The organism is Rhizobium sp. SG741 (assembly GCF_012275435.1).
In the GTDB taxonomy this organism is placed as follows: domain Bacteria; phylum Pseudomonadota; class Alphaproteobacteria; order Rhizobiales; family Rhizobiaceae; genus Rhizobium; species Rhizobium lusitanum.
The window spans coordinates 87,713-108,153 of record NZ_JAAZQP010000008.1 but is presented as its reverse complement, the minus strand read 5'-3'; the positions used below and the strand labels follow the sequence as shown (position 1 = coordinate 108,153).

Genomic DNA, 20,441 nt, shown 5'->3' with positions numbered 1-20,441 from the left:
GGCGAAGCAACCGTTCATTAGCGGACTTCGCGGATGGTCCGGTTCATTTGCTCAATTCTGGTTCGGACTGATCTCATAGCCATGGAGGAAAAGCCATATGCTCAGACATTTCAAAATGCTTGCCGACTACAATCGTTGGGCCAATGTTCAAGTCTACGATGCCGCCGCCCGGCTCAGCGATGCGGAATTTCACGAGGATCGCGGTGCCTTCTTCGGCTCGCTGCATGGAACGCTGAACCATCTGCTGGTGACGGACCGGCTGTGGATGCACCGTTTCAGTGGAACCGGCGAGCCACCGGCGGCGCTGGGTGTCGTTCTGCATAACGATCTTGCGGGGCTCCGAGAGATGCGCGAGGCCGAAGATCGGCGCATCATCGATTGGGTGGAGACGCTGGATGCCGCCATCCTTGCGGCCGACATCACCTATACATCCGTCCTTCGGCCGGGCGCGATCATCCATCCGCTCCATCTGGCGATTGCACATATGTTCAATCATCAGACCCATCACCGGGGCCAATGCCACATGATCCTGACAACGCTGGGCAAGCCATCGCTGGTGCTGGACCTCTTGCATTTCCTGCGCAGTGAAGGGCGGCAGTGGATGTAAGCCATAGGCGAACCGCGATCCCTTCGATGCGATCAGGCGTTGCTCAAGCCGCTAATTTTATTGTCCGATCACGCGGATAGGCGGTTTCGTTCATGTTGCCTTAACCTGCGCGCCTGCAAGTTGGAGAGATATATGAGCCAAGTGGCAGTCAGAGAGCAGGCATGAAGAGTTCGCAGACAGGCGTTTCCGCGTCTTCCATCAGCAATGATGACAGTGAATCAGAAACCGAGCTCGAGACCATCGGCCGCTTCATGACGCGGCTGAAGGTCAGGAACCTGCCGCGCAACTATCAGCTCTTTCACGAGGCGCTATATGGCCAGGACCGTTGTCTTGCCAGCGAGATCGAAGCGCTCGGCCCACACCCCTCGCAAAGCAAGCTCGATGAGATCGGCCTGAAGCATCGCCTTGTCAGCCATTGCGGGCTGGTCGCGCGGAAATCCGAAAGCGATGCGGCCGACATGCTGCGAGAGGTTGCGGATCAGCTTGCCAAAGGGCTGAAGAAGAAGCGGCATTTTGCCCGCGGGGTCGGGACGGCACCGAATGCCAGCGCCGCCCTGGACAGCCTCCACGCGTCGCTGAGCAATCTCATGCTCTATGAGACCGAGCTGATCGAGAGGTTGAAGAACTGCGCGAGCCTGTCGGAGCCCAAGCGGCGCGCAGACGCCTGAACGCTTTCGCGCTCTTGCCTTCGGCGCCGAGTTCGGCCAAAACCGCGCCATGATTTCGATTTCAGACCTTTCCGCCCGCATTGCCGGCCGCCTTCTCATCGACCATGCCAACGTGACGCTTCCGGCGGGCACGAAGGCCGGCCTCGTCGGCAAGAATGGAGCGGGCAAATCCACGCTGTTCAGGATCATTACAGGCGATTTCGCCGCCGAAAGCGGCTCGGTTTCGATCCCGCGCAACGCGCGCATCGGCCAGGTCGCGCAGGAAGCACCCGGCACGGAAGAGCCGCTGATCGACATCGTGCTCGCGGCCGACAAGGAGCGAGCAGCACTGCTTGCTGAAGCCGAGACGGCAACCGATCCGCATCGCATCGCCGACATCCAGACGCGGCTTGCCGATATCGGCGCGCATTCGGCCGAAGCACGTGGCGCCAGCATCCTTGCCGGCCTCGGCTTCGATCACGAGGCGCAAAAGCGCCCCGCCTCCTCGTTTTCCGGCGGATGGCGCATGCGTGTTGCGCTCGCTGCGGTGCTGTTTTCCGAGCCGGACCTTTTGCTGCTCGACGAGCCGACGAACTATCTCGACCTCGAAGGCACGCTCTGGCTGGAAGATTACATCCGCCGCTATCCGCACACGGTCATCATCATCTCGCACGACCGCGACCTCCTGAATACGGCGGTCAACGCCATCGTCCATCTCGATCAGAAGAAGCTCACCTTCTATCGCGGCTCCTACGACCAGTTCGAGCGGCAGAAGGCGGAGGCCGACGAACTGCAGACGAAAGCCAAAGCGAAGAACGACGCGGCACGCAAGCATCTGCAGAGCTTCATCGATCGTTTCAAGGCCAAGGCTACGAAGGCGCGGCAGGCGCAATCACGCGTCAAGGCACTGGAGCGGATGGGGACTGTCGCCGCCGTCATCGAAGATCATGTGATGGGCTTCAGCTTTCCGGAACCCGAAAAGCAGCCCGCATCGCCCATTATCGCCGTCAGCGGCGGCGCGGTCGGCTATGAGCCCGGCAAGCCGATCCTGAAACGCCTCAACCTGCGCATCGACGCTGAAGACCGCATCGCCCTCCTCGGCTCCAACGGCAACGGTAAATCCACCTTCGCCAAATTCGTCTCCGGCCGGCTCGATGCCGATAGCGGTGATGTGAAGTTGGCACCGAGCCTGAAGATCGGCTTCTTCGCCCAGCACCAGCTCGATGATCTCATGCCGAACCAGACGGCTGTCGAGCATGTCCGCCGCAGGATGCCCGAAGCACCGGAAGCGAGGGTGCGCTCTCGCGTCGCGCAGATGGGCCTGGCGACGGAGAAGATGGACACGCAGGTCAAGGATCTCTCTGGCGGCGAGAAGGCGAGGCTGCTGATGGGCCTTGCCGCCTTCGACGCGCCGAATCTGCTGATCCTCGACGAGCCGACGAACCATCTGGATATCGACAGCCGCAATGCGCTGATCCAGGCGCTGAACGATTATTCCGGCGCAGTCATCCTCATCTCGCACGACCGCCACCTGATCGAGGCGACGGTCGACCAGCTGTGGCTGGTGCGCGACGGCACCGTTTCCACCTTCGATGGCGACCTCGAAGATTACCGCAGCCTCGTCGTCGCGAGTCCGAAGCCGAGGGATGACAAGGCCAAGGCGAACGGCAACGACGATTCCGTCTCCAAGGCGGATCAGCGCAAGCTCAATGCAGAACGCCGCGCTTCACAGGCGCCGCTCAAGAAGAAGATCAACGAAATCGAATCCTTGACCGCCAAGCTTGAGAAATTGATTCAGACGCTTGATGCAGAACTTGCAGATCCCGCTCTTTACGAGAAGGCGCCCGCCAAGGCTGCTGAGAAGGCAAAACAGCGCGCGGATGCCGCTGAAAAGCTCGCTGCAGCCGAGGAGCAATGGCTGGAACTTTCATCGGAATATGAAAGCGCCATCGCCGGCTAGCGCGCGTGAATTCTTAATGGTTTCGGAGCCGATCCTAACCGATCATTAACCATAACTACGGAAAGTACGCCCAACCTTCATTGACATAAGTGTTGAGCGATTCCGATGAACTACCGTGTTTTACTGGCTGGCCTTGCCGTGTCCCTGGCTCTGGGAGGATGCGCCACGAAACCGGGCAATGAAGCATCGCTCAAAACCGGCTATGCGGCCGAAGAGCCGCGCCACAAGCCGCTGAAAGCCAATGATCCGGTCGAGATGGAGCCGAACAAATGGCTCGTCGCCGATCTTGAGACCAGAGACCTGGCGAGCATAAATGGCCCGCACAATCTCGCTGGCCGGACGCTGGAAGTCTCTTCGCTCAAGGACGTCAGGCTGGCCGACAAGGAAGTCATCCTGACGTTCGATGACGGCCCTGCCCCCGGCAAGACCGAACGCATTCTCGCCACGCTCGACAAGTTCGGCGTCAAGGCGACGTTCATGATGGTCGGCGAAATGGCGCAAGCCCACCCGGCGATCGCCCGGGAAGTCTTCGCTCGTGGCGACACCATCGGCAGCCATACCTTCCGCCATCCCGACCTCGACAAGATGAGCTTCGACATGGCGATGGCCGAGATCGCCAAGGGCAAGAATGCCGTCTCCAAGGTCATTGGCACCGAAATACCCTTCTTCCGCTTCCCCTACCTCGCCGACTCCAAACGCCTGCGCGCCGCCGTCGCCGCTCGCGACATGATCGTCATGGACGTCGATGTCGACAGCAAGGACTATTTCACTTCCACGCCAGCTTCTGTCACGGCGCGAACGATAAAGCAGCTACAGGAGCGCGGGCGCGGCATCATCCTGATGCATGACATCCACCAGCGTACCGTGACCATGCTGCCGGCCCTTCTGATCCGCCTCGAGAAGGAGGGATACAAAGTCGTGACGCTCAAGTACAAGCACGCTCCGGCACCGGCGACCAATCTCGTCGCCCAGGCCGATATCAAGTTCACGCGCTGAGGGCCCGAAGCCGGAGAACGGTTTCCTGAGATAAACATCAGTCAGTGGTTGCAAGATCTTCGGATGCGCTTGAAAGGCGCCGAGCGGCGTGATTAGTTGCGGCGTGATCACGAAGAGCGGGCCAGCCCGCCCGCTCGTATCCGGGGGGAGTAACAGATGGATCGTCGTTCATTTCTGAGGAAAGCCGGCGTGGCCGGCGCCGGCTCGGTTGCAGCCGCAGCCCTTGCGGCTCCGGCCGTTGCCCAGAGCAATCCGAAAATCAATTGGCGCCTGACTTCGTCGTTCCCGAAATCGCTCGATACGATCTACGGCGGCGGCGAAGTGCTGTCGAAATACGTCTCGGAAGCAACGGACGGCAATTTCAACATCCAGGTCTTCGCGGCCGGTGAAATCGTGCCCGGCCTGCAGGCCGCCGACGCGACTTCGGCAGGCACCGTCGAGGCCTGCCACACAGTTGCCTATTACTATTGGGGCAAGGATCCGGTCTGGGCACTGGGCGCGGCCGTTCCCTTCGCCCTCAATGCCCGCGGCATGAATGCCTGGCAATATCACGGCGGCGGCATCGACCTGTTCAACGAATTCCTGGCAACGCAGGGGCTGATCGGCTTTCCAGGCGGCAATACCGGCGTGCAGATGGGGGGCTGGTTCCGCAAGGAGATCAATTCGGTTGCCGACCTCAAGGGCCTGAAGATGCGCATCGGCGGCTTTGCCGGCAAGGTGGTGGAGCGCCTCGGCGTCGTGCCGCAGCAGATCGCCGGCGGCGACATCTATCCGGCATTGGAAAAGGGCACGATCGACGCAGCCGAATGGGTCGGCCCCTATGACGACGAGAAGCTCGGCTTCTACAAGGTCGCACCCTACTACTACTATCCCGGCTGGTGGGAGGGCGGCCCGACCGTGCATTTCATGTTCAACAAAGCGGCTTATGAGGGCCTGCCGAAGGCCTATCAGTCGCTGCTGCGCACCGCCTCCCAGGCGACCGACGCCAACATGCTGCAGAAGTACGATTATCTGAATCCTGCCGCCATCAAACGCGTCGTCGCCGAAGGCGCCAAGCTGCGTCCGTTCAGCACCGAAATCATGAACGCCTGCTTCGAGAAGTCGAACGAGGTCTATGCCGAAATGGAAGCCTCGAACCCGACCTTCAAGAAGATCTGGGAATCGATCAAGGGCTTCCGCGGCCAGCATTATCTCTATGCGCAGGTCGCTGAGTATAGTTATGACGTCTACATGATGACGCTGCAGCGCGCCGGCAAGATCTGATCAGCGAACTGGAAACAAGAGACCCCGGAGCGGCGCTCCGGGGTTTTTCTTTGCCCTGGCCGAAGGCAATCCAACATGCCTATAACGACCGCCTTCAATTGAATGATGGCGGTTGGCTGAGATCATTGGCCGGCGGATTTGGCTGCCCGCCGCCCTGCCCGGCCGGCTTGTCGCTCGGCGGACCGCCCCCCGGAAGCTGCAGGCCCGGCAGGCCGAGGCCGCCGCCATTGTCCTGGCCGGGTGTGCCGAAGCCCGGTACTTCGATCTTGATCGTATTGGGGTCAAGCCCGGTGCCCGCGCCCTTGTAGTGCATGACCATCTGCGGGAACGTGATCGTCAGTGCCACCATCAGCACCTGGATGCCGACGAACGGCACCGCCCCCCAATAGATCTGACCGGTCGTTACCGGAGCCGTATTTTTACCCGTGACCTTGTCGAGATAGGGCACCTTTGCCGCGACCGAGCGCAGGTAGAACAGCGCGAAGCCGAAAGGCGGATGCATGAAGCTCGTCTGCATGTTGACGCCAAGGAGAACGCCGAACCAGATGAGGTCGATGCCCAGCTTATCGGCGGCGGGTGCCAGCAGCGGCACGATGATGAAGGCCAGCTCGAAGAAATCGAGGAAGAAGGCCAGCACGAAGACCAGGAGATTGACGGCAATCAGGAAGCCGACTTCGCCGCCCGGCAGCGACACCAGCAGATGCTCGACCCAGACATGGCCGTTGACCCCGTAGAAGGTCAGCGAGAACACGCGCGAGCCGATCAGGATGAACAGCACGAAGGAAGAAAGGCGCGTGGTCGACGCCAGCGCCGAGCGGACGACGTCCATGGACAGCCGGCCCTTGGCCGCCGCCATGACCAGCGCGCCCACTGCCCCCATCGCTCCGCCCTCGGTCGGCGTCGCGATGCCGAGGAAGATAGTGCCGAGCACGAGGAAGATCAGCGCCAATGGCGGGATCAGCACGATGATCACCTGCTGCGCCAGCCGCGACATCAGATTGAACTTCATCGTCTTGTCGATGACGGCGATGGCGTAGATGAAGGCGACGCCGACAGTTGCACCGAGAATATCGGCGTTTCCCCCGTAGATCGGCGTCAGATAGACATGGGCGGCATAGGCGACGCCGGCGCAGACCAGCAACGCGACGAAAAGCGAGGTCACGCCGGAGCCGAGCGAGCGCGCCTCTTTCGGGAGTGCCGGCATCGAGTTCGGCCTGATGATCGACATTACCAGCACATAGAGCATGTAGAGGCCGGTCAATATGAGGCCTGGGATCAGTGCCCCTGCATACATATCGCCGACCGAGCGGCCGAGCTGGTCAGCAAGCACGATCAGGACCAGCGACGGCGGAATGATCTGCGCCAGGGTGCCGGAGGCGGCGATGACGCCGGAGGCCACCCGCCGGTCATAGCCGTAACGCAGCATGATCGGCAGCGAGATAAGGCCCATGGCGATGACCGAAGCCGCAACGACGCCGGTGGTGGCGGCAAGCAGTGCGCCCACGAAAATCACCGCATAGGCAAGCCCACCGCGGATCGGGCCGAAAAGCTGGCCGACCGTGTCGAGCAAGTCTTCGGCCATGCCGGAACGCTCCAGCACGATGCCCATGAAGGTGAAAAACGGGATTGCCAGCAGCGTATCGTTGGACATCACGCCCCAGAACCTATCCGGCAGCGCATTGAGGAGCGGCCATGACAGATTGATGGAACCACCCGAATAGGGTGCGAGTTCGACGCCGATCCAGAAGAACAGGAGACCGTTGGCGGCGAGAGCGAAGGCGACGGGATAACCGATCAGCAGGAAGATGATCAGCGAGGCGAACATGATCGGCGCCATGTTCACGGCAATGAATTCCATCATCGGCGTGTCTCCCCTACCGGCGTTTCCACCTCGAGGGGCGCATGCGTCGGCACATAGGGGTTCGGATCCTCCATATCACCGCGCATGACGGCAATCTTCTTGATAATCTCGGAGATACCCTGCAGCGCCAACAGGAAGAAGCCGGCCAGCAGTAGTGCCTTGCCCGGCCAGATGATCAGGCCGCCCGCGCTGGAGGAGACCTCACCGGACATGACAGACATGCGCACGTAGGGCACGAGGTCATAGACCATCAGCAGTGCGAACGGCATGAGGAACAGGCAGTGGCCGATGAGATCGATCCAGTGCTGCGCCCGGCGCGGGAGCGAGCCATAGACGATATCGATGCGGATGTGCTCGTTCTGCCGGAGCGTATAGGCGGCGGCGAGCATGAAAGCGGCGCCGAACAGATACCATTGCGCCTCCAGCCAAGCATTGGACGAGATGTTGAACATTTTACGGACAATGGCATTTCCGGCACTGACCAATACGGCGACCAGAATGAGCCATGAGACTGATTTTCCAATGATCTCAGTCGCATAGTCCACGATTCGGCTGAAGCCGAGCAATGTTTTCATGATTTCCCCCCGCGGCGGTCTTTCCCAGGATCTCTTGCCGCGCACAGGCAGAGTGCCGATTTCAAGCGGTGAATCAAGAGCCCGAGCCGGTTTTCCAAGTGTGATGATGGCTCCGGTACAATGCCCGCGCGTAAAGCCGAGCGCACGCATTTACAATTTGCCGCCCTTGCCCGCATGCGGCATTCTGATAAAGATCGCATCAATAATCATACTAATCGAGAGACACCCATGTCCCCCATCAACCTTGCTATTGTCGGCGTCGGCAAGATTGTCCGCGACCAGCATCTTCCGTCCATCGCGAACAATCCGGATTTCAAGCTGGTCGCCACGGCAAGCCGTCATGGCACCGTCGAGGGCATTCCGGCCTTCACGACCATCGAGGCCATGCTCGACGCCGTGCCGGCAATCGACGCCGTCTCGCTCTGCATGCCGCCGCAATATCGCTACGAGGCTGCCTACAAGGCGCTTTCGGCCGGCAAGCACGTCTTCCTGGAAAAACCGCCGGGCGCGACGCTGAGCGAAGTTGCCGATCTCGAGAATCTCGCAAGGACCAAAGGCGTCTCACTCTTTGCGAGCTGGCATTCGCGCTATGCGCCTGCCGTGGAGGCCGCCAAGGCTTTCCTCGCCGACACGACCATCCGCAGCGTCCATGTGATCTGGAAGGAAGACGTGCGCCACTGGCATCCGAACCAGGAATGGATCTGGCAGGCCGGCGGACTCGGCGTCTTCGATCCTGGCATCAATGCGCTGTCGATCGTCACCCATATTTTTCCAGCGCTCTTCCTGACCGGCGCGACACTGGAATTCCCGGAGAATCGCGATTCGCCGATCGCGGCCGATCTGCGCTTCAAGAGCGGCCAGGGTCTGCCGGTTCATGCCGAATTCGACTGGCGCCAGACCGGCAAGCAGAGCTGGGATATCGTCGCCGAGACGGATGCGGGCCAGATGGTTCTTTCAGAAGGCGGCTCCAAGCTTTCCGTGAATGGCGAACTGACTTTCTCGGCGCCTGAAGCCGAGTATCCCTCGCTCTATCGTCGCTTTGCCGAGATCGTCAAAGCCGGTGTCTCCGATGTCGACGTTTCGCCGCTGCGTCACGTCGCCGACGCCTTCATGCTCGGTAAGCGCAAGTTTGTGGAAGCGTTTCACGATTGATCGCATTCCCCGATGTGAGATAGGCTACGCAGTATACTAGCTTAGCGCATTATCACATCGGGGAGTTGCCGATGGTATCGGAACGTGAACAATCCTTCGGCCTTGGCGTCCGCAATAAGACAGTCAAACTTGCGGAGCCGAACCAGAAATGGCACGAGGCCTATTTGCTGGAGGAGGCTGCCATTCGTGGCGCTCTCGGCGACCTTGCCATCGAGATCCAGCATTTTGGCAGCACCTCCATCCCGGAAATCAAGGCCAAGCCGATCATCGACATTGCCGTCGGCGTTCGGCGCTTCGAGGACGGCCTTGCCTGTATCGAGCCGATGGCATCCATTGGCTATGACTATGCCGGCAGCAATATTGTCCCCGACGATCACATTTTCGGCCGCGATGTCGCCGGGGATACCCGCACGCACCTAGTTCACGTCGTCGAACACGGCGGCACGAATTGGCGTCATTTCATCGTATTTCGCGACCACTTACGCAAGCGCCCGGATATCGCTCACGCCTATGAGGCTTTGAAGGTGGAGCTTGCGTCAAAATATGCCGACAACCGCGCGGCCTACACCGCGGCGAAGAAGGACTTCATCGACAAGATTCTGGCGGAGGCTGAATGAGCCTGGTTGCCGCTTCCCGGAACGGGAGCGGCAAAAGCGTCACGCCTTTTTCTCCCAGCGGCCGTCCTGGGTCTGCTGCCAATAGGTGAGGCTATGCCCCTCGCCTTTCAGACGCTTCCATTGGGCGCGCGCGCTTTCCAGCTGCTCCTGATCGTATCCGTCGAACATCAACACGACGCGCTGGTACGACTCGACGTCCGTGGCTTCTGCACCATCGATAAAGAATCGTACGCTGGCATTGTTGATGTTGTCGGGCGAGACCGTCAGCAGCACCGGCTGCCGGTCCGCCATTTCGCTTTCATCCGTGCCGTGCGGCAGGAAGCTGTCCTCGCGGTAGGTCCAGAGATGGGCATCAAGGAGATCGCGCCGCGCCGGCTCGCGCATCTGGACAGCAACCTGCCAGCCGCGCTCAACGCTTTTGTCGATCAGCGGCGGCAGGGCGTCCTCAAGTTTCGATTCCGTCAGGTGATAGAAGAGAACGTCGGTCATATCGCCTCTTCTATCTCACAAGGCCAGCCTGGTCACGATTCGTAGTTCGCACGGACCAGCTCGTCGAGCAGGCGCACGCCGAAACCGGAGCCCCAGGATTGATTGATCTCATCCTGAACCGAGCCCATCGCCGTTCCGGCGATATCGAGATGCGCCCATGGCGTTTCCCCGACGAAGCGCTTGAGGAACTGGGCGGCGGTGATCGAGCCGGCATGGCGGCCGCCGGTATTCTTCATATCGGCGAATTTGCTGTCAATCATCTTGTCGTAGTCCTTGCCGAGCGGCATGCGCCACAGGCGTTCGTCGGTAACGAGACCAGCAGCAGTCAGCTCGTTCGCCAGCTTGTCGTCGTTGCTGAACAGGCCGGCTTGCAGATTGCCGAGGGCAACCAGGATCGCGCCGGTCAGGGTCGCCAGATTGATCATGAATTGCGGCTTGAAGCGATCGTTGGTGTACCAGAGCGCATCGCAGAGAACGAGCCGGCCTTCGGCGTCGGTGTTGATGATTTCGATCGTCTGGCCGGACATGGAGGTGACGATGTCGCCCGGCCGCTGGGCGTTGCCGTCAGGCATGTTCTCGACGAGGCCGATGACGCCGATCGCGTTGACCTTGGCGCCACGTGCGGCGAGCGCGTGCATCAGGCCGGTGACGGCTGCGGCCCCGCCCATGTCACCCTTCATGTCCTCCATGCCGGCGGCCGGCTTGATGGAAATGCCACCGGTGTCGAAGACGACGCCCTTGCCAATGAAGGCGACCGGCTTGTCTTTCGACTTGCCGCCCTTCCAGTGCATGATCACCAGGCGCGGCGGCCGGGCTGAGCCCTGCGCGACGCCGAGCAGCGCGCCCATGCCGAGCCGGCGCATCTCGCGCTCGGTCAGGATCTCGACCTCGACGCCGAGCTTTTCCAGCTCCTTAGCCTTGGCGGCGAACTCGACGGGACCGAGGACATTCGGCGGTTCGTTGACGAGATCACGCGCGAGAATCACGCCGCCGGCAATCGCCTCTGAAGCCGCGAAGAGCTTTTTGGCGGCAGCGGCCTCCTGGGTGACGATCGTGACCTTGACGGGCTTGCGGGCGCCAGCCTTCTCGTCGTCATCACCCTTCTTCGTTTTGTAGGTGTCGAAGCTATAAGCGCGCAGCAACATGCCCAACGCGAAATCCGCGGCCTCCCTGGCTCCGACCTTGATGGCCGGGGCATCGAGGAAGATGGCTACCTTTTCCGCATTGCGGATTTTGGCCGCAGCACTGCCGCCGAGCTTCAGCCAGTCATGAACGCTCAGGTTCGTCGCCTTGCCGGTGCCGATGACGACGATCCTGTCGACCGGCGCGGCTTCGGGAGCGATAATATCAAGGCTGTTCAATGCCTTGGCCTTGAAGCCGGAAATGGGCGCGGCCTTGGCGAAAACATGAGCCGGATCGGCGCTCTCGGCACCCGCCGGCAGCTCACTATCGGTGTCTTTCAGGAGAATGGCCAGACCACCACTAAGGCGGACCGACTTGGCGAAGGAAATCTCGAATTTCACAGACATTTCGGCTCCGATTACCATGCGTATTACAAGAATAATTTCGGTGGTCATCATTCAAGGTTTGCCTAGGCAATACAAGCCTTTGGCAAAGCGTTCCCCGAAGAAACGGACTTCGCCGCTTCAAATCCCTGTCATTTAGCGCAGCTAGGCTCGGCGCATTGGTGTTTTCGCCGCCATCGGGCGGCGTCATTCTTTGCCGGAAAGCCACCTTGATCATAGACTTCAACAGCCTCGACCGCGAAGACCGCTTTCCTGAAAACCTGCGCCCGCGCACGGCGGGTGACACCTTCATCGCGCTCTTCTGTCTCTGGTGGATGCTGCTGGGTCTGTTCTCGCTCTTTCCGCAGATCGACCTCGCGGTCGCGAACGCGTTCTTCCTGCCCAAGCAATGTCTCGCCCTTGCCAGGCCCGATCAGATCTGCGGCATTTTCCCTTATGGTGACGATCAGCATCTGCGCCTGCTGCGGGAGGTGTTTTTTCAACTCCCCTATATCTCGGCCGTCATCCTCTGTTGGATGCTGCTCCAGTGCTGGCAGCACCATGGTGCAACCTTCAACACGCTCAGAGCCCGCAACCTCAAGATCGCGCTCGGCTCGTTGCTGCTTGGTCCGGTCGTGATCGTCAATCTCTGGCTGAAAGCCTTTTCGGGCCGTCCCCGCCCCAGGCAAACCGATCTGTTCGGCGGCACGCTCGATTTCGTGCATGCGGGATCCTTCGCCGGCAAATGTGTCAGCAACTGCTCGTTCATCTCGGGCGAAGCAGCAGCCGCGGGTTGGCTGTTCTGCCTGATCTTCATCATCCCGCAACCGCATCGTAGGGCCGTCGCCCTGCCGATCGCTGCCGTCTCTGTCGTCATTCCGGCGCTCAGAGTGGCTTTCGGCGGCCACTACCTGTCCGATGCCGTCCTCGGCTGGCTTTCCTCGCTTGTCATATTCGCCGCGCTGCTGGCATTATCCCAAACGACACACAACAGAAGAATCTCGGAAAATTAACGATTTTTTTGCGAGTTGGTTGTCGCCAAAAAAACGCAAACAGCGTAGATGAGGATGAATCTCTGTCGGCTCGCTCGACGGGCGTTGCGTTTAAGGGCCGGCATGAAGTTATTCGAAACCTATATCGTACGGCGTGTCGGTATGATGTTCCTGGTGGCGTTGCTGCCAGTGCTCGCTATTATCTGGACGACCCAGGTGCTGCAGCGCATCAATCTCGTGACCGACAGCGGCCAGTCGATCGGGTCGTTCGCAAAGCTTGCGACCCTTATCCTGCCCACGATCATTCCGATCGTTCTGCCCTTCGCATTGGTCATCGGCATCACGCAGACGCTGACGGCGATGAACAGCGATTCGGAGCTTACGGTCATGGAAGCGGCCGGCGCGAGACGAAGCATCATCATCCGCCCGATCATGATTCTTGCCATAGCGATCAGTGTTTTCTCCTTCTTCGTTGATAATGTGGTTGAGCCCAGGGCTCGCGTCGCTGCCCGCCAGATGGTCGCGGAGGCCTATGCCGACCTTCTTTCCACCGTCATCGAAGAGAAGAACTTCCGGCGTATCGAGGATGGTCTTTACGTACAGATCAGCCAGCGCTTGTCGGGACGTATTCTAAAGGGGCTGTTCGTCGTTGACTCCCGCGATCCTGCCTTCGATCTCATCTATTATGCGAAGGAAGGCGCTGTCGATCCGAGCGGCACGTCGCTTTTGATGAAGGACGGCGAAGTCCATCGCAAAACAGCCGATGGCGATGTCTCGATCATAAACTTCGATTCCTATTCCTTCGATCTCTCCGACATGACGCAGAGCCGTGGCCAGGCGACCGTGCGCGCCAGCGACCGTGACCTCGGCTTCCTGTTGAATCCGGATCCGAACGACGCGGACTACAAGGCCAAACCTACCGGCTACCGGGCAGAATTGCACAGGCGCCTCAACGACTGGGCTCTTCCCGCCATATTCGCGCTGATATCGCTCGTCATCGCCGGCGACGCTCGGTCGCATCGCGAAGCACGTCTGCATCCCATGGTGTCGGCGCTGACCATAGCTTTTGCGCTGCGCTGGGCGGATTTCTATGCGGCCAACCAAATCGAGAATGCGCCTAATTTCATTGGCGTTCTCTACGGCATCAACATCATCTCGGCTCTCATCGCGATCGTGCTGCTGTTCAGAAACCGGAAGATGACGATGCCGGTCTCGATCCGCAACCGGCTCAGTAACTGGAGACAGAAAGTCCAGGATCGCATGCCTGCAACACCCGGCAATTCCAACGGGAGCGGCGCATGATCTTCGGCACACTCGGGCGCTACTTCTTCACTCGCTACATCGTGACGACGTTCTGGTTTTTCCTGGGTGTCATCTCGATCGTCTATCTCGTCGATTTCAGTGAGACCGCCGGCCGACTCGCGGGACTGCCCGGGTATACCGTTCCCCTCGGTTTGGTGATGACGATGGTCAGGTTGCCGTTCATTCTGCAGCAGACCGTGCCGTTCATCGCCCTCTTCGTCGGCATGACGGTGCTGATCGCACTCAACCGGCGCCGCGAACTGGTGATAGCGCGCGCCGCCGGCATCTCGGTCTGGCAATTCATGATGCCGTTCATAATGGGCGCTTTCTGCGTCGGCCTGCTGACCATGTTCGCCCTCAATCCAGTGGCGGCATGGGGCCAGCGACAGGCTGAGACGATGGAAGCCGACCTGCGCGGCGACCCGTCCTATCACAATACACTTTCGGTACCGTGGCTGCGCCAGTCGAACGGCAAAGACGATGTGATCATTGGCGCCAAGGCCGTCCTGAACAATGGAACGACGTTGATGACCGTCGTCTTTATCCACTTCGATTCACAGGGAAATATCGTTCTCCGGCAGGATGCGCAGTCGGCAAAGTTGGAAGATGGTTACTGGCTTCTTAACAATGTCGTCGAACGGCGGCCGGGCGAAATCCCTGACCACAAGAGCTCGGTACAAGTCCGTACGAATCTGAAACAGGATTTCGTCTCACAGCGCCTTGCACAGCCGGAAACCATTGCTTTTTATGATCTTTCTAATCGAATAAAGGTCGCACGCTCCTTCGGCATATCGACCAATGCACTCCAAACCCAATTTCACTCGCTGCTATCGCAACCATTCCTTCTGGTGGCAATGACATTGATCGCAGCAACAGTCTCGTTAAAATTCAGTAGATTCAACCAATCGCGCTCCGTGATTCTGGGTGGAATCCTCTCAGGCTTCGTGCTTTATGTTGTCACCGTGCTTGTAAAGGCATTCGGGAGCAGCGGAGTGGTTCCTCCCTTCGTGGCGACATGGATACCCGTGATCGTCGCATTGGCATTCGGAGCAACGATCCTGCTTCATCAGGAGGACGGCTAAGTGGCGGCAGGCAACCGCAAGAGTATCAGGAAGTTTGTGGGTGCCCTCGTTACGGGCACGGCCGCAAGCGCGTATATCATGAGCCCTGTCGCAGTTTATGCCCAGGCCAACAACAACAATGGCGGTACTGGCGCCGTAACCGCTCCTATCCAGGTCAAGGTACCGGAGGGCTCTAAGCTTGTCCTCTCGTCCAATGAATTAGTCTATAACAAGGACGCGCAGATCGTCACCGCCAGCGGTGCCGTTCAGATCAACTATGGCGGCTATAGAATGGTCGCCCAGAGGGTTGAATATAATCAGAAATCCGGACGGATGACGGCCATCGGCAATGTCGAGCTGATCATGCCGGACGGCAATCGCATGTACGGTGACAAAATGGATGTCACCGACAGCTTCTCGGACGGCTTCGTCAACTCGCTGCGCATCGAAATGCCTGACAACACCCGCATGGTCGCCGAAAAGGGCGAGCGCGTCGGCGGCAATCAGTTGATTCTGACAAAGGGCGTCTATACGGCCTGTATGGCCTGCTCCCAGGAGGGCCGGGCGCCACTATGGCAGGTCAAGGCACGGCGCGTTGTCCAGAACGGCGTGACGCATACCGTGCGTCTCGAGCATGCCCGTTTCGAGCTGTTCGGCCTGCCGATCGCCTATGTCCCGTGGATCGAAGTTCCCGACAATACGGTGAAGCGCAAATCCGGCTTCCTGTTTCCGTCGGTAAGCGTCTCGCAGCACCTCGGTGTTGGCGTGAAGGTTCCATATTATTACGTCATATCGCCCAGCATGGATGCGACGGTCAGCGCCACAGGCTACACCGGCCAAGGCCTGCTGCTCGAGGGCGAGTTCCGTCAGCGCTTTGAAAACGGCACGCATGTCCTGCGTGTCGCCGGCATCAGTCAGATGGATCCCGGCTCATTCACCGCAGGGACCAGCGATGCCGAGCACAAGACGCGCGGCATGATCAGCTCCAAGGCGGACTTCAAGATCAATCCCCGCTGGACGTTCGGCTGGGATGTCACGGCGCAGAGCGACAACAATTTCTCGCGTACATATGGGCTCGAGGGTCTCAGCCAGAGCACCCATACCAACGACATCTACCTGACCGGTCTCGGAAAGCGCAATTATTTCGATATGCGCGCTTTCTATTACGACATCCAGGATGCCGACAACAACAGCACTGCGGAAAAGCAGCAAGCCGTCGTTTATCCGAGCATCGACTATCATTACGTCGATCCGAAGTCGGTCTATGGCGGCGAGTTGTCGGCGACGATGAATCTCACGCATCTGTCGCGTGACAAGGCCTCTGTGCTCGACAACGTCAACAACCTTGGCGACGCCAGCCTGAACGACCGCTTCCTTGGTCTTTCCGGAAGCGACACGCGCCTCAGCACCGAAGTGCAGTGGCAGCGCACCTTCACCACCGATGGAGGCCTTGTGCTGACACCGTTGGCAGCCGCGCGTGGGGACGTCTACGGCCTCGGCATGGATTCGCCTACCGGCCAATATTCCGGCAACTACGACACCAGCGATTACGCGACGCGTGGCATGGTGACGGCCGGCCTCGAAGCCAAGTACCCGTTCCTCATCACGACGAGCAACAGCACGCATGTGTTCGAGCCGATCGCGCAGATTTATGTGCGCCCGGACGAGCAACTTGCCGGCCAGCTGCCCAACGAGGATGCCCAGAGCTTCGTTTTCGACGCAACGAACCTGTTCGACCGTGACAAGTTCTCCGGCTTCGACCGTATAGAAGGCGGCACGCGCGCCAACGTCGGTTGGCGCTACACGGGCAGCTTCGACAACGGCTACAAGTTGCAGCACATCTTCGGCCAGTCGTACCAGCTTGCCGGTCGCAACTCCTTCGCAACTCCCGATCTGGCGGGTGTCGGCGCAGATTCGGGACTTGAAACAACCCGTTCCGACTATGTCACGATGTTCGGCCTGACGACGCCGCAGGGCATCTCGCTGTCGACATCCTATCGCTTCGACGAGAAGAACTTCGCGTTCCGCCGCGGCGACACATCGGTCGGTTTTGCGAACGATATATTCCAGACGAATTTGATCTACACCCATATTACTGCTCAGCCGCAATATGGTTTCACGAGCGATCAGGATGAAATCCAGACGCGCGCGCAGATCAAGTTCAAGGAATACTGGTCGGTCTTCGGGACGGTAAGCTACGATATCAACAACAGCCAGGTCACCCGTCAGGGCATAGGCCTGTCTTACGAGGACGAATGCACGATCCTCAGCATTTCGTTCCTGAACAAGAAGGACACGACCGATCAGTCGGCAAGCAATTGGTCCGTCGGTGCCCGGCTGACCTTCCGCACGCTCGGGGACGTCAATCTCGGTAGCGTCCAAGACGCAACGTTCTGATATCTAGGAAAATTGCAAAGAGCCGGCTTCACAGCCGGCTCTTTCATTTTGAAACGGATCATCATTCCTCGCGTCATTGTTTCGCCGCAAGGATTTTGCAATTCATCGCGCTTGATGTAGACATGTGGCGCAAAGTTGCCTTATGGCGCCAATGGCGTTCCGATTTGGCACATGCCGACAAGAAAGACCTTTGGGAAGGGGTAGTTGATGTTTTCTGGAAAGACACCGATGCGCGCTCTGCTGTTCGGAGCCGCGGCCCTGGTTATGGCAAGCTTCGCCGTACCGAGCAGCGATGTTGCTTTCGCGGCAAGTGAGGTAAAGGTCGTTGTCAACAACCAGGTCATTACATCAGGCGACATTGCGAAGCGCGTCAACTTCCTCAAGTTGCAGCGCCAGAAGGGCGATCTTGCCAAAATGGCGAAAGAGCAGCTCATCGATGAGACGCTGAAGCGTGCGGAAATAGCGCGTCTGCGCATGTCGGTGTCTACGACGGAGGTCGACGCTGCCTTTGGTCGTTTCGCCGCCAGCAACAAGATGTCGCCACAGCAGCTCAGCCAGATCCTCGACAAGATGGGCGTGGGCGTCGACCACTTCAAATCCTACATTGCCATTTCCATGAGCTGGCCGCGCGTGGTGAATGCCCGCTTCGGTTCGAGCAACCGCATATCGAACGACGACCTCGTGACCCGCATGACGGAAAACAAGTCGAAGCCGGTCACGACCGAATACTTCCTGAAGCAGGTCATTTTCGTCGTTCCGACGGCGAAGCGGAACGCGATCCTGAATTCGCGCAAGGCCGAGGCTGAGGCGTCGCGCTCCAAATTCCCAGGTTGCGATCAGGCGAAGGTGTTTGCTGCGACCATGCGCGATGTTTCCGTTCAGGATCTCGGCCGCGTTCTGGCACCGGAAGTTCCGGAAATCTGGAAACCGTTGCTCGAAAAAGCCTCGGGCAATACGACAAGCTCCGTCGTGACGGACCGCGGTGTCGAATATATCGCGATCTGCTCGCAGCGTCAGGTGAATGATGACGTCGCAGCCGCGGCCGTCTTCCGTGCCGAGGATATCGGCAAGAACAATGCCAAGGGCGTCAACCCCAACGACAAGAAGTACATGGACGAACTGCGCTCCAAGGCGCAGATTGTCGATCGCTAACCGCTGCCTATGCCCTCGCGCTCTTCCATGCCCCTGGCGCTGACGCAAGGGGATCCGGCAGGCATAGGCCCCGATATCACGCTGGCCGCCTGGCTCCGCCGCGGCGAGCTTGGTTTGCCGCCCTTCCTGTTTCTCGGTGATGCGGGCGTTCTCGCGGCGCGAGCCTCCCAGCTAGGTCTCGACGTGCCTTTGCAAGAGGCCGACCCCGCTACCGCCTGCGATGTTTTCCATGATGCCCTGCCGATCCTGCCGATCGAGGCCGGTATGAATGTTATCGCCGGTCAGCCGCACGTCGGCACGGCAAAGGGAACGATCGCCGCTATTGAAATGGCCGTCTCCCTCAGCATGAGCGGCAAGACTTCCGCTGTTGTCACGAACCCGATCGCCAAGTCCGTACTCTATGACGCCGGCTTCGGCTTTCCGGGCCATACGGAGTTCCTGGCGGATCTCGCAACGCGCGCGACCGGCAAACGGGTCATGCCCGTCATGCTTCTGGCCGGTCCCAAGCTCCGTGCCATTCCGGTCACGATTCATATTCCACTGAAGGACGTGCCGCAGGCACTGACGTCCGATCTCATCATCGAGACCTGCAGAATTACCGATCACGATCTGCGCAGCCGCTTCGGCATCTCCAAGCCGCGGCTGGCGGTTGCGGGCCTCAACCCGCATGCCGGCGAAAACGGCGCCCTCGGCAAGGAGGATGACGACATCATCCGTCCGGCGATCGACGTTCTTCGCAGCGAGGGGATCGATGCCTTCGGCCCCCTTCCCGCGGATACGATGTTCCATGACGAGGCCCGCCGCCGATACGACGTCGCCATCTGCATGTATCACGATCAGGCCCTGATCCCGGCCAAGGCGCTCGGCTTCGACGATTCCGTCAATGTCACGCTCGGGCTGCCGTTCGTCCGCACCTCGCCGGACCACGGCACGGCCTTCGGCATTGCCGGCAAGGGGATCGCCAAGGAGGACAGCCTGGTGGCCGCTCTGAGGCTCGCCAACGAGATCAGCGGCAAGACTGGAAGCGATCACTGATGGCTGCACTTGACGGCTTGCCGCCTCTTCGCGACGTGATCCAGCGTCATGGCCTCGATGCGCGCAAGGCGCTTGGCCAGAATTTCCTTCTCGATCTGAACCTGACCCAGAAGGTCGCGCGCACCGCCGGCTCGCTTGAAGGCGTTACCGTATTCGAGGTTGGGCCAGGGCCTGGCGGGCTGACGCGCGCCATTCTGGCGCTTGGCGCCGCCAAGGTTATCGCCGTCGAGCGCGATTCACGCTGCCTGCCGGCGCTTGCTGAGATCGCCGATCACTATCCTGGCCGGCTTGACGTGATCGAGGGCGATGCCCTGAAGACGGATTTCGCTGCAATGGCACCGGAAGGTCCTGTCAAGATTATCGCCAACCTGCCCTACAATGTCGGCACCCAGCTGCTGGTCAACTGGCTTCTGCCGGCGCACTGGCCGCCCTTCTGGCAGTCGCTGACCCTGATGTTCCAGAAGGAGGTCGGCCAGCGGATCGTTGCGCAGGCAGATGATAATCATTATGGCCGGCTTGGCGTTCTCTGCGGCTGGCGCACGGAGGCGCACATGGCCTTCGACATATCTCCACAGGCCTTCACGCCGCCGCCAAAGGTGACGTCTTCGGTGGTGCATCTGACGCCGAGGGAAAATCCCATCCCCTGTGCCGTCGACAAACTGGAAAAGATAACGCAAGCCGCTTTCGGCCAACGCCGTAAAATGCTGCGTCAGAGCCTGAAGCCGCTCGGCGGCGAAGCGTTGCTGCTGAAGGCCGATATCGATCCGCAACGGCGTGCCGAGACGCTCTCCGTCGAAGAGTTTTGCCGATTGGCAAACTGCCTTTGATCG

Annotated in this window: 18 protein-coding genes; 14 read left to right on the top strand and 4 right to left on the bottom strand. The window is 59.8% G+C overall.

The genetic code is table 11. From position 1 onward, the window contains the following. Positions 1-97 precede the first annotated feature (97 nt). The 5 genes from FHT29_RS20760 to FHT29_RS20740 all read left to right on the top strand — a co-directional run bounded on the left by FHT29_RS20760 (position 98) and on the right by FHT29_RS20740 (position 5,473). A complete protein-coding gene (locus FHT29_RS20760) occupies positions 98-607 on the top strand; it encodes a DinB family protein (RefSeq protein ID WP_168600091.1) in 510 nt (169 codons plus the stop codon). Positions 608-768: 161 nt separating this feature from the next. Then, the gene (locus FHT29_RS20755) at positions 769-1,275 is read left to right on the top strand and encodes a hypothetical protein (protein ID WP_168600090.1); all 507 of its coding nucleotides are present in this window, start codon (positions 769-771) and stop codon (positions 1,273-1,275) included. Between the two features lie 49 nt (positions 1,276-1,324). Further along, the gene (locus FHT29_RS20750) at positions 1,325-3,214 is read left to right on the top strand and encodes an ABC-F family ATP-binding cassette domain-containing protein (RefSeq protein ID WP_168600089.1); all 1,890 of its coding nucleotides are present in this window, start codon (positions 1,325-1,327) and stop codon (positions 3,212-3,214) included. Between the two features lie 105 nt (positions 3,215-3,319). After that, positions 3,320-4,210: a polysaccharide deacetylase family protein gene (locus FHT29_RS20745; protein WP_037194007.1), complete on the top strand. Its 891-nt coding sequence runs from the start codon at positions 3,320-3,322 to the stop codon at positions 4,208-4,210. A gap of 156 nt (positions 4,211-4,366) precedes the next feature. Next, a complete protein-coding gene (locus FHT29_RS20740) occupies positions 4,367-5,473 on the top strand; it encodes a TRAP transporter substrate-binding protein (protein ID WP_037194005.1) in 1,107 nt (368 codons plus the stop codon). Between the two features lie 94 nt (positions 5,474-5,567). Here FHT29_RS20740 and FHT29_RS20735 read toward each other — a convergent pair whose 3' ends face one another. Beyond that, complete coding sequence (locus tag FHT29_RS20735; protein WP_037194002.1) at positions 5,568-7,334, bottom strand: TRAP transporter large permease subunit; 1,767 nt, start codon at positions 7,332-7,334, stop codon at positions 5,568-5,570. Then, the gene (locus tag FHT29_RS20730) at positions 7,331-7,909 is read right to left on the bottom strand and encodes a TRAP transporter small permease subunit (RefSeq protein WP_037194411.1); all 579 of its coding nucleotides are present in this window, start codon (positions 7,907-7,909) and stop codon (positions 7,331-7,333) included. Before FHT29_RS20730 ends, FHT29_RS20735 begins: the two co-directional genes overlap by 4 nt. A 228-nt stretch (positions 7,910-8,137) precedes the next feature. Here FHT29_RS20730 and FHT29_RS20725 point away from each other — a divergent pair, with 228 nt between their 5' ends. Together FHT29_RS20725 and FHT29_RS20720 are read left to right on the top strand one after the other, a co-directional pair. Beyond that, a complete protein-coding gene (locus FHT29_RS20725) occupies positions 8,138-9,061 on the top strand; it encodes a Gfo/Idh/MocA family oxidoreductase (protein ID WP_037194000.1) in 924 nt (307 codons plus the stop codon). Positions 9,062-9,132: 71 nt separating this feature from the next. After that, entirely contained in the window at positions 9,133-9,678 is a 546-nt protein-coding gene (locus FHT29_RS20720; protein ID WP_037193997.1) for a GrpB family protein, read from the top strand. A 39-nt stretch (positions 9,679-9,717) separates the two neighbouring features. Here FHT29_RS20720 and FHT29_RS20715 read toward each other — a convergent pair whose 3' ends face one another. Both FHT29_RS20715 and FHT29_RS20710 read right to left on the bottom strand, forming a co-directional pair. Next, positions 9,718-10,167: a DNA polymerase III subunit chi gene (locus tag FHT29_RS20715; RefSeq protein WP_047552880.1), complete on the bottom strand. Its 450-nt coding sequence runs from the start codon at positions 10,165-10,167 to the stop codon at positions 9,718-9,720. Between the two features lie 32 nt (positions 10,168-10,199). Further along, entirely contained in the window at positions 10,200-11,696 is a 1,497-nt protein-coding gene (locus tag FHT29_RS20710) for a leucyl aminopeptidase (protein WP_047553339.1), read from the bottom strand. Between the two features lie 206 nt (positions 11,697-11,902). Between FHT29_RS20710 and FHT29_RS20705 the strand changes: the two genes are divergently transcribed. The 7 genes from FHT29_RS20705 to rsmA all read left to right on the top strand — a co-directional run bounded on the left by FHT29_RS20705 (position 11,903) and on the right by rsmA (position 20,438). Then, positions 11,903-12,685 carry a phosphatase PAP2 family protein gene (locus FHT29_RS20705; protein WP_047553337.1) on the top strand — a complete coding sequence of 261 codons (783 nt, stop codon included), beginning with the start codon at positions 11,903-11,905 and terminating at the stop codon, positions 12,683-12,685. 102 nt (positions 12,686-12,787) lie between these two features. Then, positions 12,788-13,966, top strand: a complete 1,179-nt coding sequence (locus FHT29_RS20700) for an LptF/LptG family permease (protein WP_047552876.1) — start codon at positions 12,788-12,790, stop codon at positions 13,964-13,966. Further along, positions 13,963-15,048 (top strand): LPS export ABC transporter permease LptG, encoded by a 1,086-nt coding sequence (gene lptG / locus FHT29_RS20695; protein WP_047552874.1) that lies wholly within the window; start codon positions 13,963-13,965, stop codon positions 15,046-15,048. Before FHT29_RS20700 ends, lptG begins: the two co-directional genes overlap by 4 nt. Next, complete coding sequence (locus FHT29_RS20690) at positions 15,049-17,424, top strand: LPS-assembly protein LptD (RefSeq protein WP_037193989.1); 2,376 nt, start codon at positions 15,049-15,051, stop codon at positions 17,422-17,424. It begins immediately after the preceding gene. A 207-nt stretch (positions 17,425-17,631) separates the two neighbouring features. Further along, entirely contained in the window at positions 17,632-18,576 is a 945-nt protein-coding gene (locus FHT29_RS20685; protein WP_037193987.1) for a peptidylprolyl isomerase, read from the top strand. A 9-nt stretch (positions 18,577-18,585) separates the two neighbouring features. Next, the gene (gene pdxA, locus FHT29_RS20680; RefSeq protein ID WP_047552871.1) at positions 18,586-19,611 is read left to right on the top strand and encodes a 4-hydroxythreonine-4-phosphate dehydrogenase PdxA; all 1,026 of its coding nucleotides are present in this window, start codon (positions 18,586-18,588) and stop codon (positions 19,609-19,611) included. Continuing rightward, complete coding sequence (gene rsmA, locus FHT29_RS20675) at positions 19,611-20,438, top strand: 16S rRNA (adenine(1518)-N(6)/adenine(1519)-N(6))-dimethyltransferase RsmA (RefSeq protein WP_037193983.1); 828 nt, start codon at positions 19,611-19,613, stop codon at positions 20,436-20,438. The genes pdxA and rsmA overlap by 1 nt, the downstream gene beginning before the upstream one ends. The last annotated feature ends 3 nt before the right edge of the window (positions 20,439-20,441 follow it).